14 protein-coding genes and 4 pseudogenes are annotated in these 16,777 nt (G+C 63.4%); 11 read left to right on the plus strand and 7 right to left on the minus strand.

Annotation, left to right across the window (positions count from 1 at the left end):
- Positions 1 to 54: 54 nt before the first annotated feature.
- Positions 55 to 1,416: a PucR family transcriptional regulator gene (locus tag EL338_RS25655; RefSeq protein WP_126336467.1), complete on the plus strand. Its 1,362-nt coding sequence runs from the start codon at positions 55 to 57 to the stop codon at positions 1,414 to 1,416.
- Positions 1,417 to 1,516: 100 nt separating this feature from the next.
- On the opposite strand, the pseudogene EL338_RS25660 reads toward EL338_RS25655, so the two are convergent.
- Positions 1,517 to 1,987, minus strand: a pseudogene (locus tag EL338_RS25660) (helix-turn-helix transcriptional regulator); the annotation flags it as partial.
- Complete coding sequence (locus EL338_RS25665) at positions 1,984 to 2,238, minus strand: hypothetical protein (protein WP_276005104.1); 255 nt, start codon at positions 2,236 to 2,238, stop codon at positions 1,984 to 1,986. The pseudogene EL338_RS25660 and the gene EL338_RS25665, both read right to left, overlap by 4 nt.
- 376 nt (positions 2,239 to 2,614) lie before the next feature.
- Here EL338_RS25665 and EL338_RS26960 point away from each other — a divergent pair, with 376 nt between their 5' ends.
- Positions 2,615 to 2,824, plus strand: a complete 210-nt coding sequence (locus EL338_RS26960) for a hypothetical protein (protein WP_197721911.1) — start codon at positions 2,615 to 2,617, stop codon at positions 2,822 to 2,824.
- A 214-nt stretch (positions 2,825 to 3,038) separates the two neighbouring features.
- Here the strand turns inward: EL338_RS26960 and EL338_RS25675 are convergent.
- Positions 3,039 to 3,281 (minus strand): annotated as a pseudogene (locus tag EL338_RS25675) (cytochrome P450); the annotation flags it as partial.
- Positions 3,282 to 3,418: 137 nt separating this feature from the next.
- Here EL338_RS25675 and EL338_RS25680 point away from each other — a divergent pair.
- Positions 3,419 to 4,504, plus strand: a pseudogene (locus tag EL338_RS25680) (IS256 family transposase); the annotation flags it as partial.
- A 29-nt stretch (positions 4,505 to 4,533) separates the two neighbouring features.
- Here the strand turns inward: EL338_RS25680 and EL338_RS25685 are convergent.
- A pseudogene (locus EL338_RS25685) lies at positions 4,534 to 5,671 on the minus strand (IS3 family transposase).
- A gap of 206 nt (positions 5,672 to 5,877) precedes the next feature.
- Between EL338_RS25685 and EL338_RS26710 the strand changes: the two are divergent.
- Entirely contained in the window at positions 5,878 to 6,051 is a 174-nt protein-coding gene (locus tag EL338_RS26710; protein WP_235666302.1) for a hypothetical protein, read from the plus strand.
- Between the two features lie 65 nt (positions 6,052 to 6,116).
- Here EL338_RS26710 and EL338_RS25700 read toward each other — a convergent pair whose 3' ends face one another.
- The gene (locus tag EL338_RS25700; protein WP_126336473.1) at positions 6,117 to 6,512 is read right to left on the minus strand and encodes a nitroreductase family deazaflavin-dependent oxidoreductase; all 396 of its coding nucleotides are present in this window, start codon (positions 6,510 to 6,512) and stop codon (positions 6,117 to 6,119) included.
- Positions 6,513 to 6,822: 310 nt separating this feature from the next.
- A complete protein-coding gene (locus EL338_RS25705; protein WP_126336475.1) occupies positions 6,823 to 8,352 on the minus strand; it encodes an AMP-binding protein in 1,530 nt (509 codons plus the stop codon).
- Between the two features lie 220 nt (positions 8,353 to 8,572).
- Between EL338_RS25705 and EL338_RS25710 the strand changes: the two genes are divergently transcribed.
- Positions 8,573 to 9,382: a helix-turn-helix transcriptional regulator gene (locus EL338_RS25710; RefSeq protein WP_126336477.1), complete on the plus strand. Its 810-nt coding sequence runs from the start codon at positions 8,573 to 8,575 to the stop codon at positions 9,380 to 9,382.
- On the opposite strand, the gene EL338_RS25715 is transcribed toward EL338_RS25710, so the two are convergent.
- On the minus strand, positions 9,379 to 9,933 hold the full coding sequence (locus EL338_RS25715; protein ID WP_163791946.1) for a TetR/AcrR family transcriptional regulator: 555 nt from the start codon (positions 9,931 to 9,933) through the stop codon (positions 9,379 to 9,381). The two genes, EL338_RS25710 and EL338_RS25715, sit on opposite strands and share 4 nt — an antisense overlap.
- 297 nt (positions 9,934 to 10,230) lie before the next feature.
- Here EL338_RS25715 and EL338_RS25720 point away from each other — a divergent pair, with 297 nt between their 5' ends.
- The 6 genes from EL338_RS25720 (at position 10,231) to EL338_RS25745 (ending at position 16,718) form a co-directional block, all read left to right on the plus strand.
- The gene (locus EL338_RS25720) at positions 10,231 to 11,481 is read left to right on the plus strand and encodes a cytochrome P450 (protein WP_126336481.1); all 1,251 of its coding nucleotides are present in this window, start codon (positions 10,231 to 10,233) and stop codon (positions 11,479 to 11,481) included.
- Positions 11,478 to 11,708 (plus strand): ferredoxin, encoded by a 231-nt coding sequence (locus EL338_RS25725; protein ID WP_126336482.1) that lies wholly within the window; start codon positions 11,478 to 11,480, stop codon positions 11,706 to 11,708. The genes EL338_RS25720 and EL338_RS25725 overlap by 4 nt, the downstream gene beginning before the upstream one ends.
- Before the next feature lie 90 nt (positions 11,709 to 11,798).
- Positions 11,799 to 12,764 carry a fumarylacetoacetate hydrolase family protein gene (locus EL338_RS25730; RefSeq protein ID WP_126336484.1) on the plus strand — a complete coding sequence of 322 codons (966 nt, stop codon included), beginning with the start codon at positions 11,799 to 11,801 and terminating at the stop codon, positions 12,762 to 12,764.
- 88 nt (positions 12,765 to 12,852) lie between these two features.
- The gene (locus EL338_RS25735) at positions 12,853 to 13,650 is read left to right on the plus strand and encodes a cyclase family protein (RefSeq protein ID WP_126336486.1); all 798 of its coding nucleotides are present in this window, start codon (positions 12,853 to 12,855) and stop codon (positions 13,648 to 13,650) included.
- A gap of 55 nt (positions 13,651 to 13,705) precedes the next feature.
- Positions 13,706 to 15,271 carry a class I adenylate-forming enzyme family protein gene (locus EL338_RS25740; RefSeq protein WP_126336487.1) on the plus strand — a complete coding sequence of 522 codons (1,566 nt, stop codon included), beginning with the start codon at positions 13,706 to 13,708 and terminating at the stop codon, positions 15,269 to 15,271.
- 94 nt (positions 15,272 to 15,365) lie between these two features.
- Positions 15,366 to 16,718, plus strand: coding sequence for a lipase family protein (locus EL338_RS25745; RefSeq protein WP_126336489.1), 1,353 nt, complete (start codon positions 15,366 to 15,368; stop codon positions 16,716 to 16,718).
- Positions 16,719 to 16,777 lie beyond the last annotated feature (59 nt).

Genomic DNA, 16,777 nt, shown 5'->3' on the forward strand with positions numbered 1-16,777 from the left:
ACGATTGCACAACGCTGGGGCCCGCAAATGTGTCGTCGGCGTTACGCTCGTCCAATGAAGGAAGGGTCGCGCGACACCGACGCTCCGACTCTTCGGGCACTGCTCGACGCGCGCCTGGGTCTCGCCGTCCCGGACGCGCCCCAGGATCTCGACCGGCCGATCAGCTGGGTCCACATCACCGAGATGCGTGATCCGTCGCGCTACCTGCGCGGCGGCGAGCTGGTGTGCACCGTCGGCCTGAGCCTGCAGGACCCGCAGGACTGCCGGACCTTCGCCGAGGCGCTGGCTCGCGCGGGCGCCGCCGGCGTGTGCTTCGGCGTCGGCGACGGCCACGACGAGGTGCCCGCCGCCCTGCTCGCCGAATGTCGGCGGCACCGGTTGCCGATGCTGATCGCCGCGCCGAGCGTGCCCTTCAGCACGGTCAGCCGGTTCATCGCCGAGCACGAACTGGGCGCGGAGATTGCCGTCGCGCGGGCGACCTACGCACTGGTGCCCGAACTGCTCGCCGCGCTGCGACGGCATGCGTCGGCGCGGGACATGCTCGACACCGCCGGCCAGCTGCTGGGCTGTTACTTCCTGCTGGACCCGGAGCCGACGGACGACGCGGCGTCGGTGTCGGTCGAGGTGCCCGGCGTCGGCACCCTGGGCTGGATGGGCAGGGGCGTGCCGCCGGAGCCGGCGCTGCTGGAACTGATCGCACGGTTCGTGCGGGCGACCCAGGTGGAACGCGATGTCGAGGCCGCCTTGGCCCGGGAACGCGTCGGACAACTGCTGTCCCTCGTCGAACGCCGAATGCTGCTGCCCGATGCGCTGAGCCAGCTGCTGGACTGGTCCGGATTCGCGGCCGGGCAACTGAGCTGCTCGGCTTGGCCGGCCGGGGCCGGTGCCCTGCTGTCGATGGCGGTGCCCGACGCGTTGGTCGGCGATGCCCCCGACCTGTGCCTGATCCTGACGACGCAGCCCCTCGAGGGCACCGACGACCTTTCGCTGCCGTCGGGCCACTCGGCGCTGGTGCCGTTGACCGAGCTCGGGTCGGCGATCGGGCAGGCGCGCATCGCGCTGGATCTCGCGCAGCGCCGGGGGCTGCGCGTCGGACCCGATCAGCTCAGCACGCTCGACAGCCTGCTCGAGCAACTCCCGTCGGCCCAGCTGGAGCCGTTCCGGCAGCAGCTCATCGAACCGCTGGCCGAGATGGATCGCCGCAAGGGAACCCAGCACGTGCGCACGCTACGTACCTTCCTCGCCGCGAACGGTTCGCTCAGCGACACCGCCCGTGAGCTGTATCTACATATCAACACGGTGCGGCATCGGCTGGTGCGGATCTACGAGCTCACCGGCCGAGATCCGTTGGACCACAACGATCAAGCCGCGTATTCGATCGGTTTGCATGCGCTGGATCGGGAGTCTGAGCGTTGACCCGGCGTGTGTGCGGCCGGCGTCGGTTGAGGTCCGACTGGGGGCCGTCCTTGATGTGGGTGCGGTCGACGAGACGGCCGGATTCGAGATAGCCCGTTCAGCGGCTTGTTCGCCCGGCCGGACGCCCCGGCTTACGCTCCCATTCCCGAGCAAACTTGCGTACTGCGGCGGCATCCCAGACTGCGCCGCCTCGCAGCTCGGCCAGGGGCGCTGGAAATGCGGCAGTCGAGCGCAGTTGATGCACTCGTTGACGCGCGACACCCAGCTCGTCAGCGATCTCGGCGGCTGACATGAGTTCAGGCAAGGTTGGAGCCTCTGCGCGCCGTCGCCACTCGTCCTCGCGGACAATCTCGATGCAGGCCGGCGCGGCACCGACGACCTCACTGATGTTGTCCACGTACTTGGCGATCACGTCGACCAGATGCAGCTCGGCGGGCGCATAGACCGTGACGTCGACAACACCACGCTTGGGGACACGCGAGACCGTGGCGTCGAACTGCTCGGACCAGTGGTCCATCGTGTCCACCGTGGCGTCGAGCGCGTAGCTGACGGTGGCAACCCAGTCATTCATTCCGCCTTCTCCTTTCGGCGCTGTGCGCGTTGCTCCTTCTTGCTGGGCGGCGGCACCTGCAGGCCCGCCTTACGTAGTGCGACATGTAGGTCCGCCATTCGCCGTCGCGGGTTGCTCGGTGTGGCCGGGTAACTCGCGATGTAGTTGCCATTGACGTCGTAGAACCTGGTGTAGCCCTTGGTGTCGTCGTTGACAGTCCAGCCCTGAGACTCCGCCCATTTGGCGAGGTCAGCGACGTCGCTGTTCACCATGCTCCCCTTATCATTGCGATGTGTCAAGAATATTGACAATACCGATACAACGTCAACAGTTTTGTGCCTGCGCTCGCACTCCCGTCGATCGAGGCATATCGCACCGGTTGCCGCCGCACGCACGAGCCGACACCGATCATGTGCGCCAACATGATCGGGGCGAATCTAGCGCAACACGTTTGCACGAAACTGCCAACAGCGACCGCCGCGGCCGGCCTCCACCACACGAGGCGTCCTCGCTCGTCAACTGACCACACCAGTGGTTTCTCGCCCGTGCGCTTCAGAATCTCGAACGACTCGTCAAAGCCTTTGTTGGCTCTCGTCACTCGCATACGGGCCTCGGCGAGACGTCGGCTGTCATACCGTCAACGTACGGATGACCACCGACATCCTTCAGACTGTCGATCGGAGATGCACTAGCCGGCTGACTTTTCGTTGCAACGTCCAGCCCAACGAGAATGAAGGGCCGTTGATCCTGCTCGGTGGCCTCACCACCAAAGCAGCCATGGACCTGGCAATGCGTGAAGGCTTCGAGTTTGTGGCCATGGCACCCGCACTGCTACGAGACCACCAGCTGCTCAACTGAATTCGGCAATCGCCTCAATAGCCCTTCGTTGTGTACTCATCGCAACAAGTGCATGGCCAGCATCGAGCGGACCCACCGCGTGCTCACCACTGAGCCGGCGTCCCTTCCAGACCGGGAGTTCGTCGGTGGGAACAGCGAGGCATAACTGGAGCCATCGGTGCCACACCCGGTAGCCGCCATCCGCACGAGCGCGGCATTCCGGCAGTAGTGACGGCTACCTCTGACGAACCGGTACCCGCCTCCACCCGTAGACATTCGGCATCTTTACCCGTTCGAGCCCGGAGGCGTCGACCTCGTACTCGGGGATCAGATCCAACATGATGTCCAGGGCGATGCGGCCCTCCATCCTCGCAAGCGCCGCGCCGAGACAGCTGTGGATGCCGTACCCGAAGCCAAGGTTGTGGCCTGCGGGCTTGCGGGTGATATCAAACCGGTCAGGATCCTCAAAAGCTCGTTCGTGAGCAATGATCAGAACCTGTGGATGAGCCTCGGGATGGGGGCGTGAAAGTGGGCGCACCTTCCCGAGGATGATCTGAAAGTCAGTAGGTCCGATCATGAGCCGGCGTTGGCGCGCTGGTTCGGGAAGGTACGCCCATGCTCACCGTAGTTCACGACGCCGAGGACGCCAACGGCCACGAGGCCTCTGGGCGCTCGTTGTTGGACGAGATCGTCCGCGACGGTGCCCGGCAAATGCTGGCCGCGGCGTTGCAGGCCGAGGTCGCCGCGTATGTGGCCCAGTACGCCGATCAGCTCGACGACAACGGGCACCGGCTGGTGGTGCGCAACGGCTACCACCAGCCACGTGAGGTGTTGACCGCAGCCGGTGCGGTGCAGGTGAAAGCTCCACGAGTCAACGACAAACGCGTCGACCCCGACACTGGTGAGCGGAAACGGTTTTCCTCGGCGATCCTGCCGGCGTGGGCGCGCAAGTCACCGCAGATGAGCGAGGTGCTGCCGCTTTTGTATCTGCACGGGCTGTCGACCAGTGATTTCGGGCCGGCCCTGGAGCAGTTTCTGGGCTCGGGTGCCGGGTTGTCGGCCACCACGATCACCCGGCTGACCAGTCAGTGGCAAGATGAGGCCCGCGCGTTCGCCGCCCGGGACCTGTCGGGCACCGATTACGTCTACCTGTGGGTGGACGGCATCCACCTCAAGGTCCGCCTGGACCAGGAAAAGCTGTGCTTGCTGGTGATGCTGGGTGTGCGCGCTGACGGCCGCAAAGAACTGGTGGCGATCACCGACGGCTACCGCGAATCGACCGAGTCGTGGGCTGATCTGCTGCGCGACTGCAAGCGACGCGGCATGACCGCCCCGGTGCTCGCGGTCGGCGATGGCGCACTCGGGTTCTGGAACGCGGTGCGTGAGGTGTTCCCGGCCACCAAAGAGCAGCGGTGCTGGTTTCATAAGCAGGCTAATGTTCTTGCCGCGCTGCCGAAATCAGCGCACCCGTCGGCGTTGGCGGCGATCAAGGAGATCTACAACGCCGAGGATATCGACAAGGCCCAGCTCGCGGTCAAAGCCTTCGAGGTCGACTTCGGGGCCAAGTATCCTAAAGCGGTCGCCAAGATCACCGACGATCTGGACACCCTGCTGGAGTTCTACCACTATCCCGCCGAACATTGGATTCACCTACGCACCACGAATCCGATCGAAAGCACCTTCGCCACAGTGCGTTTGCGCTGAGGGGGACCCGTTTGGTGGTCCACTCGTTATGCGACTTGGGGTTGGTGGGTCGTGGCCCACTGTAGAGCGAACTCGGTCGGGGTGAGTTCACCGTGGGCGGAGTGGGGTCGGTTGGTGTTGTAGTCGATCCTCCAGTCTTCGATGATCACGCGGGCTTCGCGTAGGGAGTCGAAGCGCCAGGAGTTGAGCAGTTCGTCGCGCAGGCGACCGTTGAATGATTCGATGAAGGCGTTCTGCCAGGGCGAGCCGGGATCAATGAAAAGTGAACCAGCACTGTTGAATCGGCACCAATCGCTCACGGCGTGGGCGACGAACTCAGGACCGTTGTCGAAACGCACGTACCGCGGCGCCCCGTGGGTCAGCGCCAGGCGATCCAGCACGTCGACGACGCCGTCGGCGTTGATGGCGCGGTCGACCTCGATCGCGAGTGCTTGGCGGGTGAACTCGTTGATGACGTTGAGCATCTTGATGGTGCGGCCATCGGCGGTGGTGTCGAACTGGAAGTCCATCGCCCAGATGACGTTGGGGCGGATCGGTGACATCGCGCCGACGGCGACGCCGATACCGGTGAGACGCTTTTGCGGCGCCGCTGCGGAACCCGAAGGCCCTCTGGGCGCCACAGTCGACGGATGCGCTTGTTGTTGACCTGCCAGCCGGCGCGGCGGGCCATCTTGGCCGCCCGTCGCCACCCCCAGCGTGGCCGGTCAGTGGAGAACTTGCGCAGCCAGGCCCGCAACTCGGCTTCCTCGGTGGTCACCGGCGCCGGGGTCAGGCGCATTGTGGACCGGTGGATGCCCACGACGGTGCAGGCGCGGCGTTCGGACACCCCGAACCGCTCACGCAGCGCCGCTACGGCGCTGCGCTTGCGGTTCGGGGTCAAAAGTTTCCCGCCGAAATCTCCTTGAGCATGTCGATGTCGAGAGCCTGATTGGCGACCAGCTTCTTGAGCCGGGCGTTCTCGGCCTCGAGCTCTTTGAGCCGTTTGGCCTCGTTGGCCTTCATGCCGCCGTACTGGGCTACCCAGCGATGCCAGGTCGATTCGGCGATCTCCAGGTGCCGACACACCTCAGCGAGCTCCTGGCCGCTCCCGAGCAGCTTGTTGCCCTCGGCCAGCTTGCGGATGATCTGATCCGGCGTATGCCGCCGGCGCTTGTTCGATGCCATGTCGTTGTCGATTCTTCCTTGCCCGCAGACCGGGCAACAGAGTCGCACAACGACTGGACCACTACGAGGGGCTCACCTCAAGCCAGGGTGAGCCCGTCGTTGCGGTCCAGTACTTCGCGACGGTGTCGTCGACGCCATGGCCTGAGAACTGGCCCAAGCCCGAGGGTGGAGCCGGGATGGTGCACCGCATCGAAGGACGCCCCAGCATGCGCCTCCAGATGTCTTTCGAGCGGGGTCCCGGGGAACGCGCCATGCCCTCGCTGGCGTTCACCGGCCAGGCCGTCGTCAACGCGATTCCCCACGTCGTCAAGAGCGCGCCCGGCCTGCTCGAACCAGTACTCGGTCGATCGGTGATCACCCGGCAGGCGCGGCGCAGCTGAACCACCCCGGGTTTGATGCCGCATCAAACCCGGGGCGATTCACCAAGTCCTGTGCGGTACAAAGGTCAGCCCGCAGGGCTCGCATTCGCCATCAGCAGGGCTGCCTCGTTGTAGGGAAAAGCTCGGTAGAGCAGCCGGGAACGCGGTATGACGAGGGTCGCAGCCTCGACCTTGCTCACCACCCGTGGGTTGACGAGCACAACAGACCGTCCGCGCTTGCGCAGCACCGTCGGTCCGCCGGCCAGCACGTTCTTCAACCAGTCCGTCTGCGGGCCGTAGCCGATGAGGATGGCGTAGCCCTCATGGGTCTTGAACACCAAAAGGGGCGTGCGATATCGCTTACCCGACTTCCGCCCGACGTGCTCGAGCGTCCCGAGGCTCGGAAGCCACGGTGTGATCGTGCGAGCCGCCGGGTTGGTGACTCGCTTGTTGAACTCTGCGATTCGTCGAGGCACGCGCATTCTCGGAGTCTAGGTAAGGGTCGAAGTGAGTGACCGCAGTGGCGGGTCGACTCACCGGCCCGCCGTTTCGGCACCGAGTTCGGACACTTTGTGCGGATCTCAAAAATCTGACAATGCTGCTATGACCGCACCCTGCAAAGCGCATGGTTCTACCGGCGCGGCTTCGCCTCCAACGCAGGCCACGCCCGCGCCCTTGCACCCTGGGTCGAGTTCTAAAATACTGAACGACGCCACAGCGCACTCGCAGGCCTACCACCAGTCAGCCGACCGCAACTAACCTGATGACCGGGTACACCTAGTTCCACGCCTCTCAGCCGCTCCGCCGCAGAACGTAACGCTGGACCTTGCCGCTCGCGGTTCTCGGCAGTTGCCCGACGAAGTGCACCCTGCGTGGGTAGGCGTGCGCGGCATAGTTGGTCTTCACCATCTCCTGAAGTTGCCCAGCCAGCTCCTCACTGCCAAGGTTGCCAGGCCCCAGCACGACAAAAGCCTCCAAAACCTCACCGCGAAGTTCGTCTGGCTGGCCCACGACCGCCACATCCGTGACGGCTGGATGGGTAATGAGCACACTTTCGACGTCGAGGGGCCCAATGCGGTAACCCGCCATGATGATCACGTCGTCGTCTCGGCCACCGAAGTGGAAGTTTCCGGCGTCGTCCGCGTAACCCGTGTCTCCGGTGAGATACCAGCGCTTGTCCTCGGTAAACCGCGAATCGGTTTTGCTCGGGTCGCCGTGATACCCCGCGAACCACATCAGCGGACTCTGTGCGGTGTCGACGGCGATCTGTCCGTCGACGATGCCGCAGGCAAATCCTGGCATCGGCTTTCCCATGGAGCCCTTCACCGGGTGTTGCCGGACCTCATCATGCCAGTGGTTGTTGATGACCATTCCGAGCTCGGTTTGGCCGTAGTGGTCACGAACTTCCGTGCCAAGCGCATCCACTGCCCACTGGGTGATCTCGGGCGTCAGTGGTTCACCCGCCGAGGATGCGCAGCGCAGCGAGACTTCGCCCAAACCGGAGGTTTTGCTCAGCGCGCGATAGACCGTTGGCGCCGCTGCGAGGTTGGTCACGCTTAGCTGTCGGAGAAGTGTCAGCGTGGCCTCCGCCGAAAAGGCGCTGTTGTGAAGGATGTTGGTTCGGCCGACAGCCATTGGTCCGAGCACGCCGTAGTAAAGACCGTAAGCCCAGCCCGGATCGGCCGCGTTCCAGAAAACGTCGTCCTCTCGAACATCCAGTCCGTAGACCATGTAACAGGCGAATGCTGCCAGAGCACGAAGCGGCACCGGAACACCTTTGGGGCTACCCGTGGTACCGCTGGTGAAGAGGAGAAGGACTGTGCCGTCCCCGCCCACCGAAACTGACTCCTCGACAGGTGCGGAATCTGAGATGCGCGCATCGAGTTCGGCTCCAGTTACGAGCGTTTCAATGCCGCCAATCTCATGCAGCTTGTCGGCCTGGCTCGGTTCGGTGATCACCACGCGCGCGCCCGCCCCTCGCAACCGTGCCTCGATCGCCGGCGGCGCGAACGCCGTGAACAGCGGAAGGTACACGGCACCGAGGCGGAGGATCGCCGCTAGGGCTACAGGTAAGTCAATGCGCTTGCCCAGCAGCACCCCAACAACCTCACCGCGACGAACTCCCATGTCGGTGAGTACCCGCGCGAGCCGTTTGGAACGTTCCTGCAGTTCTCCATAGGTCACGGCGACCTCGGGCTCGCCCGAGGAATCCACCGTGATGAACGCGGTGGACGTGGGGTCATGACAATCAACCAGGAGTTCGGCGGCGTTCGCAGCAGCGGGGGAGAAACGCTGCAGCCAGAACTCGACGGTGCCGACCACCGATTCCTGACTGGTTCGAGCGGTTCGAGACACGGGACCTCACTTGCGATTCGACGGGCTTTGCACCAGTGTCCGGGTACACACAAACGTTGAACACCCCCCAGAGTGGGGGTCGGAAAGGAAATCCGACCTTCACGGGCGACGTTGCTGTGCGTAACCTGACCACGAGCCCTGCCCTCTCGCGGGGTGTGGAGTTGCCCCGGTGATGAGGAGGAGCAACATGGCCCAGTCTCCGATCGCCCGCCCATTGATCGAAACGCTTCACCGGGTACGGCGGTCGACCGGTGTGCCGCTGGCTTTCGCCGGCACGATCGAATCTGGGGCGCGGCTTCGGCTCAATCACTTCGCCGGGAACACCGTCGGTGCACTCGATCGTGTCCTGATCGATGTCGGACATGGCCTCGGCGGCAGAGTGGTCGAGGTAGGCCGTCCGATGGTCGTCGATGATTACCGCCGTACGTCGTCGATCACGCACCGCTATGACGCGGTTATCGCGAGCGAGGGCCTGCGTGCGATGGCTGCGGCGCCGGTTGTGGTTGACCGGAAAACAGTGGCCGTTCTCTACGCCGCATTGCGTACCGCCGATCCCATTGGGGACCGGACGAAGGATTGTCTGGCCGACGAGGCCCGCGCCGTGGAACAGCGCATAGTCGCCGCTCGCGCCGTGGTCTCGAGTGACAGACTGCCGAGTGAAGCGGCGGTGCTGCGTGACCGAATCTGCGGAGCCTATGCGCAGTTGCGGACGCTGGCTCGAACATTGGATGACCCCAGCACGGCCGCCACAATCACACAGATTTCGAAATCGCTACTCGGGGACCAGCAAGTCCACGTCGAGAGAGACTTGACGGCGAGAGAGATCGACGTCCTCGCGCTGGCCGCGCTGGGCCATCCCAATGCCCAAATAGGCCAGTTACTCGGACTGCAGACCGAGACCGTAAAGGGCTACATGAAGGATGCTATGCGAAAGCTGCACGCGCACACACGGTTAGAAGCGGTCGTACGGGCGCGCCGGCTTGGAGCACTGCCCTAGCTGGGGTGTGGAGCGCCGAGAACCGCGAGCGCCGCCTGAGTGAGTCCTGCGGCAAGCGAGTCCTCTTCGTCGGCGGTGTGTTCACTGGTGAACAGGAAGTAAAAGTTACGTTCGACCATCCAACACACGATCTCGCCGCGCTGTTGAGCATCCCGTTCTGCTACATCCAATCCCTCGGCGAGGACGCCCTGAGCGAGTACCTCAGCAAAGGCTCGCATAATCTCACGCCAACGCGTGACACCGGGGCCTCGGGACGCTGACAATTCCACCGCCGCAATGTAAGCCGGACGGTGCCGCCGCCAGCCGTCGAGTGCTGCGGCGACAATACGGGTAACGAAATCGTGCAGCGATTCGTCAGGTGCGCGGGGGAACATCTGCACCTGCATCTGTTCTGTTGCACGGGCGATAAGAGCGTCCACGGCGTCGCTCTTGTTGCCGAAATAAAAGTAGACGCTGGTCCGCGACAGCGATCCCGCCGACGCGATCGCTTCCATGGACAGATCTGCAATCGACGTCGACTGAAGCAGCTTCTCGATGCTGTCCAGCAGCATGTCGCGTCGCTCGTCACCAGCTCGCGGCATAGCCGCCTGAAAGCGCCGCGGCCGCCGCGCCCCCCGAGCGGCAGACCGCAGCCTCGCATCTGAGGCATCGGATTGGTCACTCATCGCAATCGATGCTAGTCCGGCCGCGCCCTGGAGTCGGTATCGCGTCGAACTGGATGACTGTCGGCCGCGCTGCCGTTCGACGGTCCGTCGACGATTGTCGACAAAGCGTTGACACGCGGTGGGATGTCCCCCAAACTGGGGCGCGACTGTGATGTGCATCGCTCTCAGGAGTGAAGGAGGACAATGGCAACCGATACCAAACCGGCCGTGCACCCGCGGGCCGCAACCGTCATGGCGGACCTGTTCGGGGGTGCGCTGGAAGACCCGTTTCCCGCGTACAACGAATTGCGTGAACTGGGCGACGGCGTGCACTGGTCTGAGCAATTACAGGCCTACCTGGTCTGCCGCTACGACGACGTCCGATTTCTGGGCAGCGACCATCGGCGGTTCTCCAGCGACGTGTTCTACGACTCTGCTCCAAGCTGGCATGACAACACCAACCCGGAGCATCTTCGGTTCGTCGACACCGCTTCTCTGTTGTTCATGTTCTCCGATCCCCCCACCCACACACGCATCCGCTCGTCGTTTCGCCACGTCTTCACCCCCAGATCGATAGCTCAGTGGGAGACCACAATTCGTAAGGTCACCGAGGATCTGATCAGTCGGTATTCACGCGGTCGGGAGTTCGACATCATGCCTGGATTCGCCGCGGACGTCCCAGTCGCGATCATCGCGTCCATCCTCGGCGTTCCCGACGAGGCCAGGGCGAAGTTCCGCGAATGGTCTTACGGCTTCGCCTCCACATTCGACCCTGTGGTCCAGGGCGATATGCGGGATACCGCGATTGCTGCGTCGTTGGAGTTGTTCGAATACCTACGGAGCTTGATCGACGAACGCTCCGTCGCACCCAAGGACGACCTGATCAGCGAACTCATCCGGACCGAGACAGTTTCGGGTGACCGACTCCAGGACATCGAGTTGGTGGCGCAGCTCGCCCTGCTGTTAGTAGCCGGCAATGAGACCACCACGAGCCTGATCGGTAGCGGACTGACGTACCTACTTGAGCACCCAACGACGCTCGCGGAAGTACGAGCCGATCCGGACATGCTGCCCGTAGCCATCGAGGAAATACTCCGGTTAGACCCGCCACTGCATCTCGCCCTCCGAAAAACCACGGAGGAGACCCGATTCGGCAACACCGTAGTTCCAGCCGGTGCAATACTCGCACCCTGTCTCGCAGCCGCGAACCGAGATCCCCGTCGATTCGATGCCCCGAACGAGTTCGACATCCACCGGTCCGATAACAAACACCTGGCCTTCTACAACGGGATCCACTTTTGTGTAGGAGCGCCGCTGGGCCGGCTGGAGGTCCGGGTGGTCCTGCGCTACATCCTCGACAACTTCCCTGAGCTACGGCTCGGATCCGCGCCCGCGCAACGACGTACCAACAACGCAGTCGCCCGCGGCTGGGCTTCCCGCCCGGTGGTCTTATGAGCACCGGTCGAACGTTCCGCCTGACCGCTCACGCCGAGTACTGCGCCGGAAGCGGGAGATGCGTCTCGGCGGCGCCCCACCTCTTCAAACTCGACGAGCCCGGATGGGTGCAGGTGCTCGATCACGAGCCGCCAATGGATGATCTCGAGGCGGCGCTCAGCGCTCAAAATGCGTGCCCGCTCGGACTCATTGACGTTCTCGACGATGAAGGACATTCACTTGCCTGACAGGGACACGGGGTGCGGCACGGCGGATCGTGTGCGACATCGCGATCGACGCGGCCGTCGCCCATCGTCCCTACCAACTAAGGACATCAATTGCGATATCTGACATTTCGAGCAGATGGCGCCAGCCGCGCGGGCGTCACCGTCGGCGATGGTGACCACCAGGTTCTCGACCTCGGCCGCGTCCTAGGCGAGGACTTCAGTAGCGTTCGGAAGATCATCGAAATGGGTCCCGAAGCATGGGATCGCGTACGCACCGCACAGTCCCGGCCGCCCGCGGAAGCGCTCCTGGATCTTGAGTCCCTCAAACTACTCGCGCCGATCCCCGACCCGATTCGCATCCGGGACTGCACCCTGTTCACAGACCACATCGAACCCGCGCTCCGGGCGATGGCGCGCCGTCGCGCCAAGGAGACGACGGACCCGGAAGCCGAGTACCAACGCATGATCGACTCCGGGCAGTATGACCTGCCCGACATCTTGCGCAAGCAGTTCGTCTACTACAACTCCGATCACCTTTCGATCAGCGGTCTGGGCGAGACCATCACCGCTCCCCCGACGTCGCACACCATCGACTACGAACTCGAGTTCGCCGCCGTGCTCGGTCACGGGGGGACCGACATCCCGGAAAGTCAAGCGAACGCACACATCTTCGGCTTCATGATCTTCAACGACTGGAGTGCTCGAGATATACAGAGCGAAGTTATGAAATCCACGCTGGGGCCCGCGGAGGGAAAAGACTTCGACGGAAGTAATACCTTCGGGCCGTTTCTCGTCACTGCCGACGAGGTGGGCGACGCCTACCGACTCGGCATGCGGGCACTGATCAACGGCGAGGAATGGTCACGAGGAAACTCCGCCTCCATGGCCTACTCGTTCGAGTTCGCGATCGCACACCTCAGTCGCGGCAAGCAACTCCACGCCGGCGACATCCTCGGCAGCGGGACCGTGGCCTCTGGCTGCGCATTTGAGCTAGGGCGGGTACTCAACAACGGCGATGAGGTGGAGCTCCAGGTCGACCGACTCGGATCTCTTCGCAACACCGTCCGCTACCGCTGAGTGTCCGCGCTACGGCACCGATGACGAACCGCGCCGAATCAGCCAACCCGTCCACTTCCATTGCACAGCCTAGATAGGACCCCATAAAGTGCCACGCCTGATCGAACTCTCCCGCCTCATGAAACCCGCTGCCAACATCGATGTCCCGCCCGAATACGAGACGCTTCGCGTCGTACTGGGACCGCAGATCGAGTACGGTCCACCGGCCACTACGGGCTTGGAGCACATGCAATCGGTATTCGACTGTCCCGCACATGATCTACCCAATGGTGAAGGGTGGGGCGAGGATTCGATCGTGATGAGCAGCCATTGCAACACTCACGTCGATGCGCCGCTGCATAGCGGCAGTCAATGCGAAGGCCGGCCAGCACGCACGATCACCGACATCGAGCTCGACGAGCTCTACCGGCCGGGTATCGTCCTCGACGTTCGTCAGCATGTAGCACCACGTGAAGCAATCAGTATCGAAGCCCTCGCCGCTGCCATCGACGCAGCCGGACGGCCGATCACAGCCGGTGATGCTGTTCTTATTCGCTCCGGTCAGGAGCGCTACTCGGTCTCCGACCCGGAGTTCTTCCAGTATCCCGGAATGACCGCCGCAGGAACCAAATACCTGACCGGCATGGGCGCCACCATACTGGGCACCGACGCCATGGCCTGGGACCGCCCGTTCCCCGTGATGAAGCAGGCATACAAGGAAACCGGAGATGCCAGTCAGATCTGGGACGGTCATTTCGCTATTCAAGAGCGCGAGGCGTTCATCGTCCAACAGCTGACGAACCTCGACAAGTTGCCAGCGCACGGGTTCATGGTGGGGTTCTTTCCGCTGCGCCTCTACAAGGCCAGCGCAGCACCGGCGCGGGTGGTGGCATTCCTTGAAGACTGACCGCCCGCTGCCGCGGGTCGACGACTGCCCCGCTGGCACAACATCATTCGCTCAAATGTGGGACGACACCGTCCGACATCATGCCGCGCGAACCTTTCTTGTGTTCAGGTCGAGTGACGGCAAGGTGACCTCGTGGACATACCGACAGTTCGACACCGTGATCGCCCAGACCGCGGCCGTACTGGCGCAGCACGGTGTCGGCACTGGCGACCCCGTCCACCTGGCATTGCGAAACTCACCCGGCTTCATCGCAGTCTGGCTGTCGGCGGCGAGGTTAGGCGCGTGGATCGTACCTGCTGACCCAGCGTCCTCGGCAGACGAAATCCGCAGGCAATTTGAGCGGACCGGGCCGCGGTTGGGAATCTGCGCGCGTGACCGCGCACATTTCTACCGTGCGGGTGCCGTCGCCTCGACATCGGTCATCGAATTGGCGGAGGACGAATCCGATGTCCTACCCGATGGTGCCCTTGCTGCGCACGCGGGTGTGTCAGCGTGCGGGAAGTCCGACGGACGGTTGGCGGTCATGTTCACCTCTGGAACAACCTCGGCTCCCAAAGGGGTGCTGGTGACGCAGTCAAACTATGTATCCGCAGGCGAACTCATGGCGCGGGCGTCGAATCTCCAGTCAGCACACCGTTGGTTCGTGACCCTTCCCCTGTTCCACGCCAACGCGCAGTACTACTGCTTCGCGCCAGCAATTGCCGTCGGTGCCAGCGTCGCGATGACCTCAACATTCTCCGCCTCGCGGTGGGTAGAACAAGCCCGTTCACTGTCGGTCACCCATGCAAGCCTGTTCGCGGCACCGATCCGGATGATCCTCGACCGCACCCCACGGTCCACGACAAGCCTTGACCTTCAACACGTCTGGTTTGCGCAGAATCTCGCAGCCACCCACTACGAGCGATTCGCAACGCTGGTCGGCAGCCGTCCCCGTCAGCTCTACGGAATGACAGAAACCATCGCCGTCGTCAGCTGCGACGAGGATCCGCCCTACCGAAACGACGTTCTCGGAACGCCGGTTCCCGGTCGACATGTCAAGTTGCGCTCGGTCGAGACCGGACAAGAGTGCGCGGCAGATGAGGTTGGTGAGCTCATGGTTCACGGAAAACCGGGCCACGACCTCTTCGCCGGCTACTTCGATGATGCCGCCGCCACCGCGAGAGCGTTCGTCGACAGCGCTGGCAACACCGTATGGTTTGCCACCGGCGACCTGATGACCAGAGACGAGGCCGGTGTCTTGAGGTTCGTCGGGCGTGTCGACGATGTGATCAAGGTCGCAGGAGAGAACGTCGGCCTCGCCGAGATCGAGGGCCGGCTGACCGAAGTGCCAGGCGTACACGAGGCTGCTGTCGTGGCGCGGCCCGATCCGGTACGCGACGTGGTGCCCGTTGCCTTCATTGTTGCCGCGGACCAAGACGACCCGCCGCTGCCCGCAGAGCTCGACGATTGGGCCGCGCGCAACCTGGTCCCGCCCGCTCGGCCAGCGGAATGGCATGTGGTCGAGAAACTTCCGCGAACAAGTGCGGGAAAGATTCATCGCGCCCAACTCACTGCAGCGCGGCAGCAAGCGGATTCCGCCGGCGCTGCGTCATCGTCGAGTGTGTCGCCGGTGCCGGATTGACCACCGATTCGTCCACTTTCCCCGTCAGAGACTCCCGCCACTTGCCCAGCCGGGTCACCCCTCAACATTCCCAGAGTGTTTGGAGAACACAGACATGGCATCAACGTACCAACGGCCCCAATTACCCGCCACACCTGTGGCTTTCGCCCTCCTAGGCATTCTGACACTCTTGATCACGTTGGCTCACGTCACCTCTCCCGCCCAGGCTGCGGCTGAGGACTGCCCTCCGAACATTGGCTACCAACCGGAGTGTCAGTATCGACCCTTCTATACGCCGCCCAGCCCGCTGCCGGACGGGACACCTGGGGACCTGGTGCGCACTGAACCGTCGCGTATTGCCCTCGACCCAGCGGGACACGGGAACTACAAGGCCGACGGTACACGCCTGATGTACCAGAGCCGCAACCTCGATGACGACGTCGTGGCCGTCACCGGCACCTACTTTGAGCCACACAATCCGTGGACAGGTGCCGGACCACGCCCGCTACTGGCGTTGGCTCCTTTTCCCACGGGTCTTGGTGACCAGTGCGCCGTTTCGCGTGTGATCAGCGAAGGTGGCTTTCACTACGGCGGATACCTCGACTACCTCTTCCTGTGGGAGCAAGGTTTCTTCACCACGATGCTCGACCGTGGATTCGCTCTTGTGGTTACTGACTATCAGGGCACAGGGACCTATGGTCCCCCGACCTCCGGCATTCGGGTGCCCACCGCCAACGCTGTGATCGATTCTGCTCGCGCGGCCAAACGATTGCCGGATACCTCCCTTACTTCCGACAGTCCGGTCGCCTTCTGGGGCTGGGGTCCGGGCGGGTTTGCCGCCGGGGCCGCTGCCGAGCTGGCTCCCAGCTATGCGCCCGAGCTCGATGTTGTCGGCGCCTGGATCGGCGCACCGACCGCCGATTACTCGCTGCTCCCCGACTATGCCGACGGCTCACTGTTTATCGGAGTGCTCGGCTATACGCTGAACAGCTTCATCGCCGCCTTTCCCGAGGCCGAGGAAGGTATCCGTGGCGTCCTGACCCCTCGCGGCATCGACATGCTCGAAAAGACCCGCTACAACTGCATCAACGAGGTCATGACGAAGTTCATGTTCCGCCATGTCCAGCCCTATTTCGATCAGAACTACCGCCAGATCCTGGACTCCGAACCCCTCAAGTCCGCTCTTGCCGCACAGAAGCTGGGATCGCTGAAGCCGGCTGCCCCCGTGCAGATCAGCGTCAACCGATATGATCCTCTCTTCCCCTACATAGGTGCCCAGCAACTCGCCCAGGACTGGTGTGCGCGGGACGCCGACGTCGAACTATGGACCAACGAGCAGCCTCCCTTCCTCAATAAAACCGGCTTCAACAGCCTCGTTCCCTACTTCGTTGACGGGGAACGCGGAATGCAATGGATCACCGATCGGTTCAACGCTCTCCCCACCACATCGAATTGCCACCAACTCTGATGAGAAAGATGCCGAACCCGCCGACCCACCAACCCAGTCGTGGCTCCGCGACGGCGAGT

The sequence above is a fragment of the Mycolicibacterium chitae genome (assembly GCF_900637205.1).
In the GTDB taxonomy this organism is placed as follows: domain Bacteria; phylum Actinomycetota; class Actinomycetes; order Mycobacteriales; family Mycobacteriaceae; genus Mycobacterium; species Mycobacterium chitae.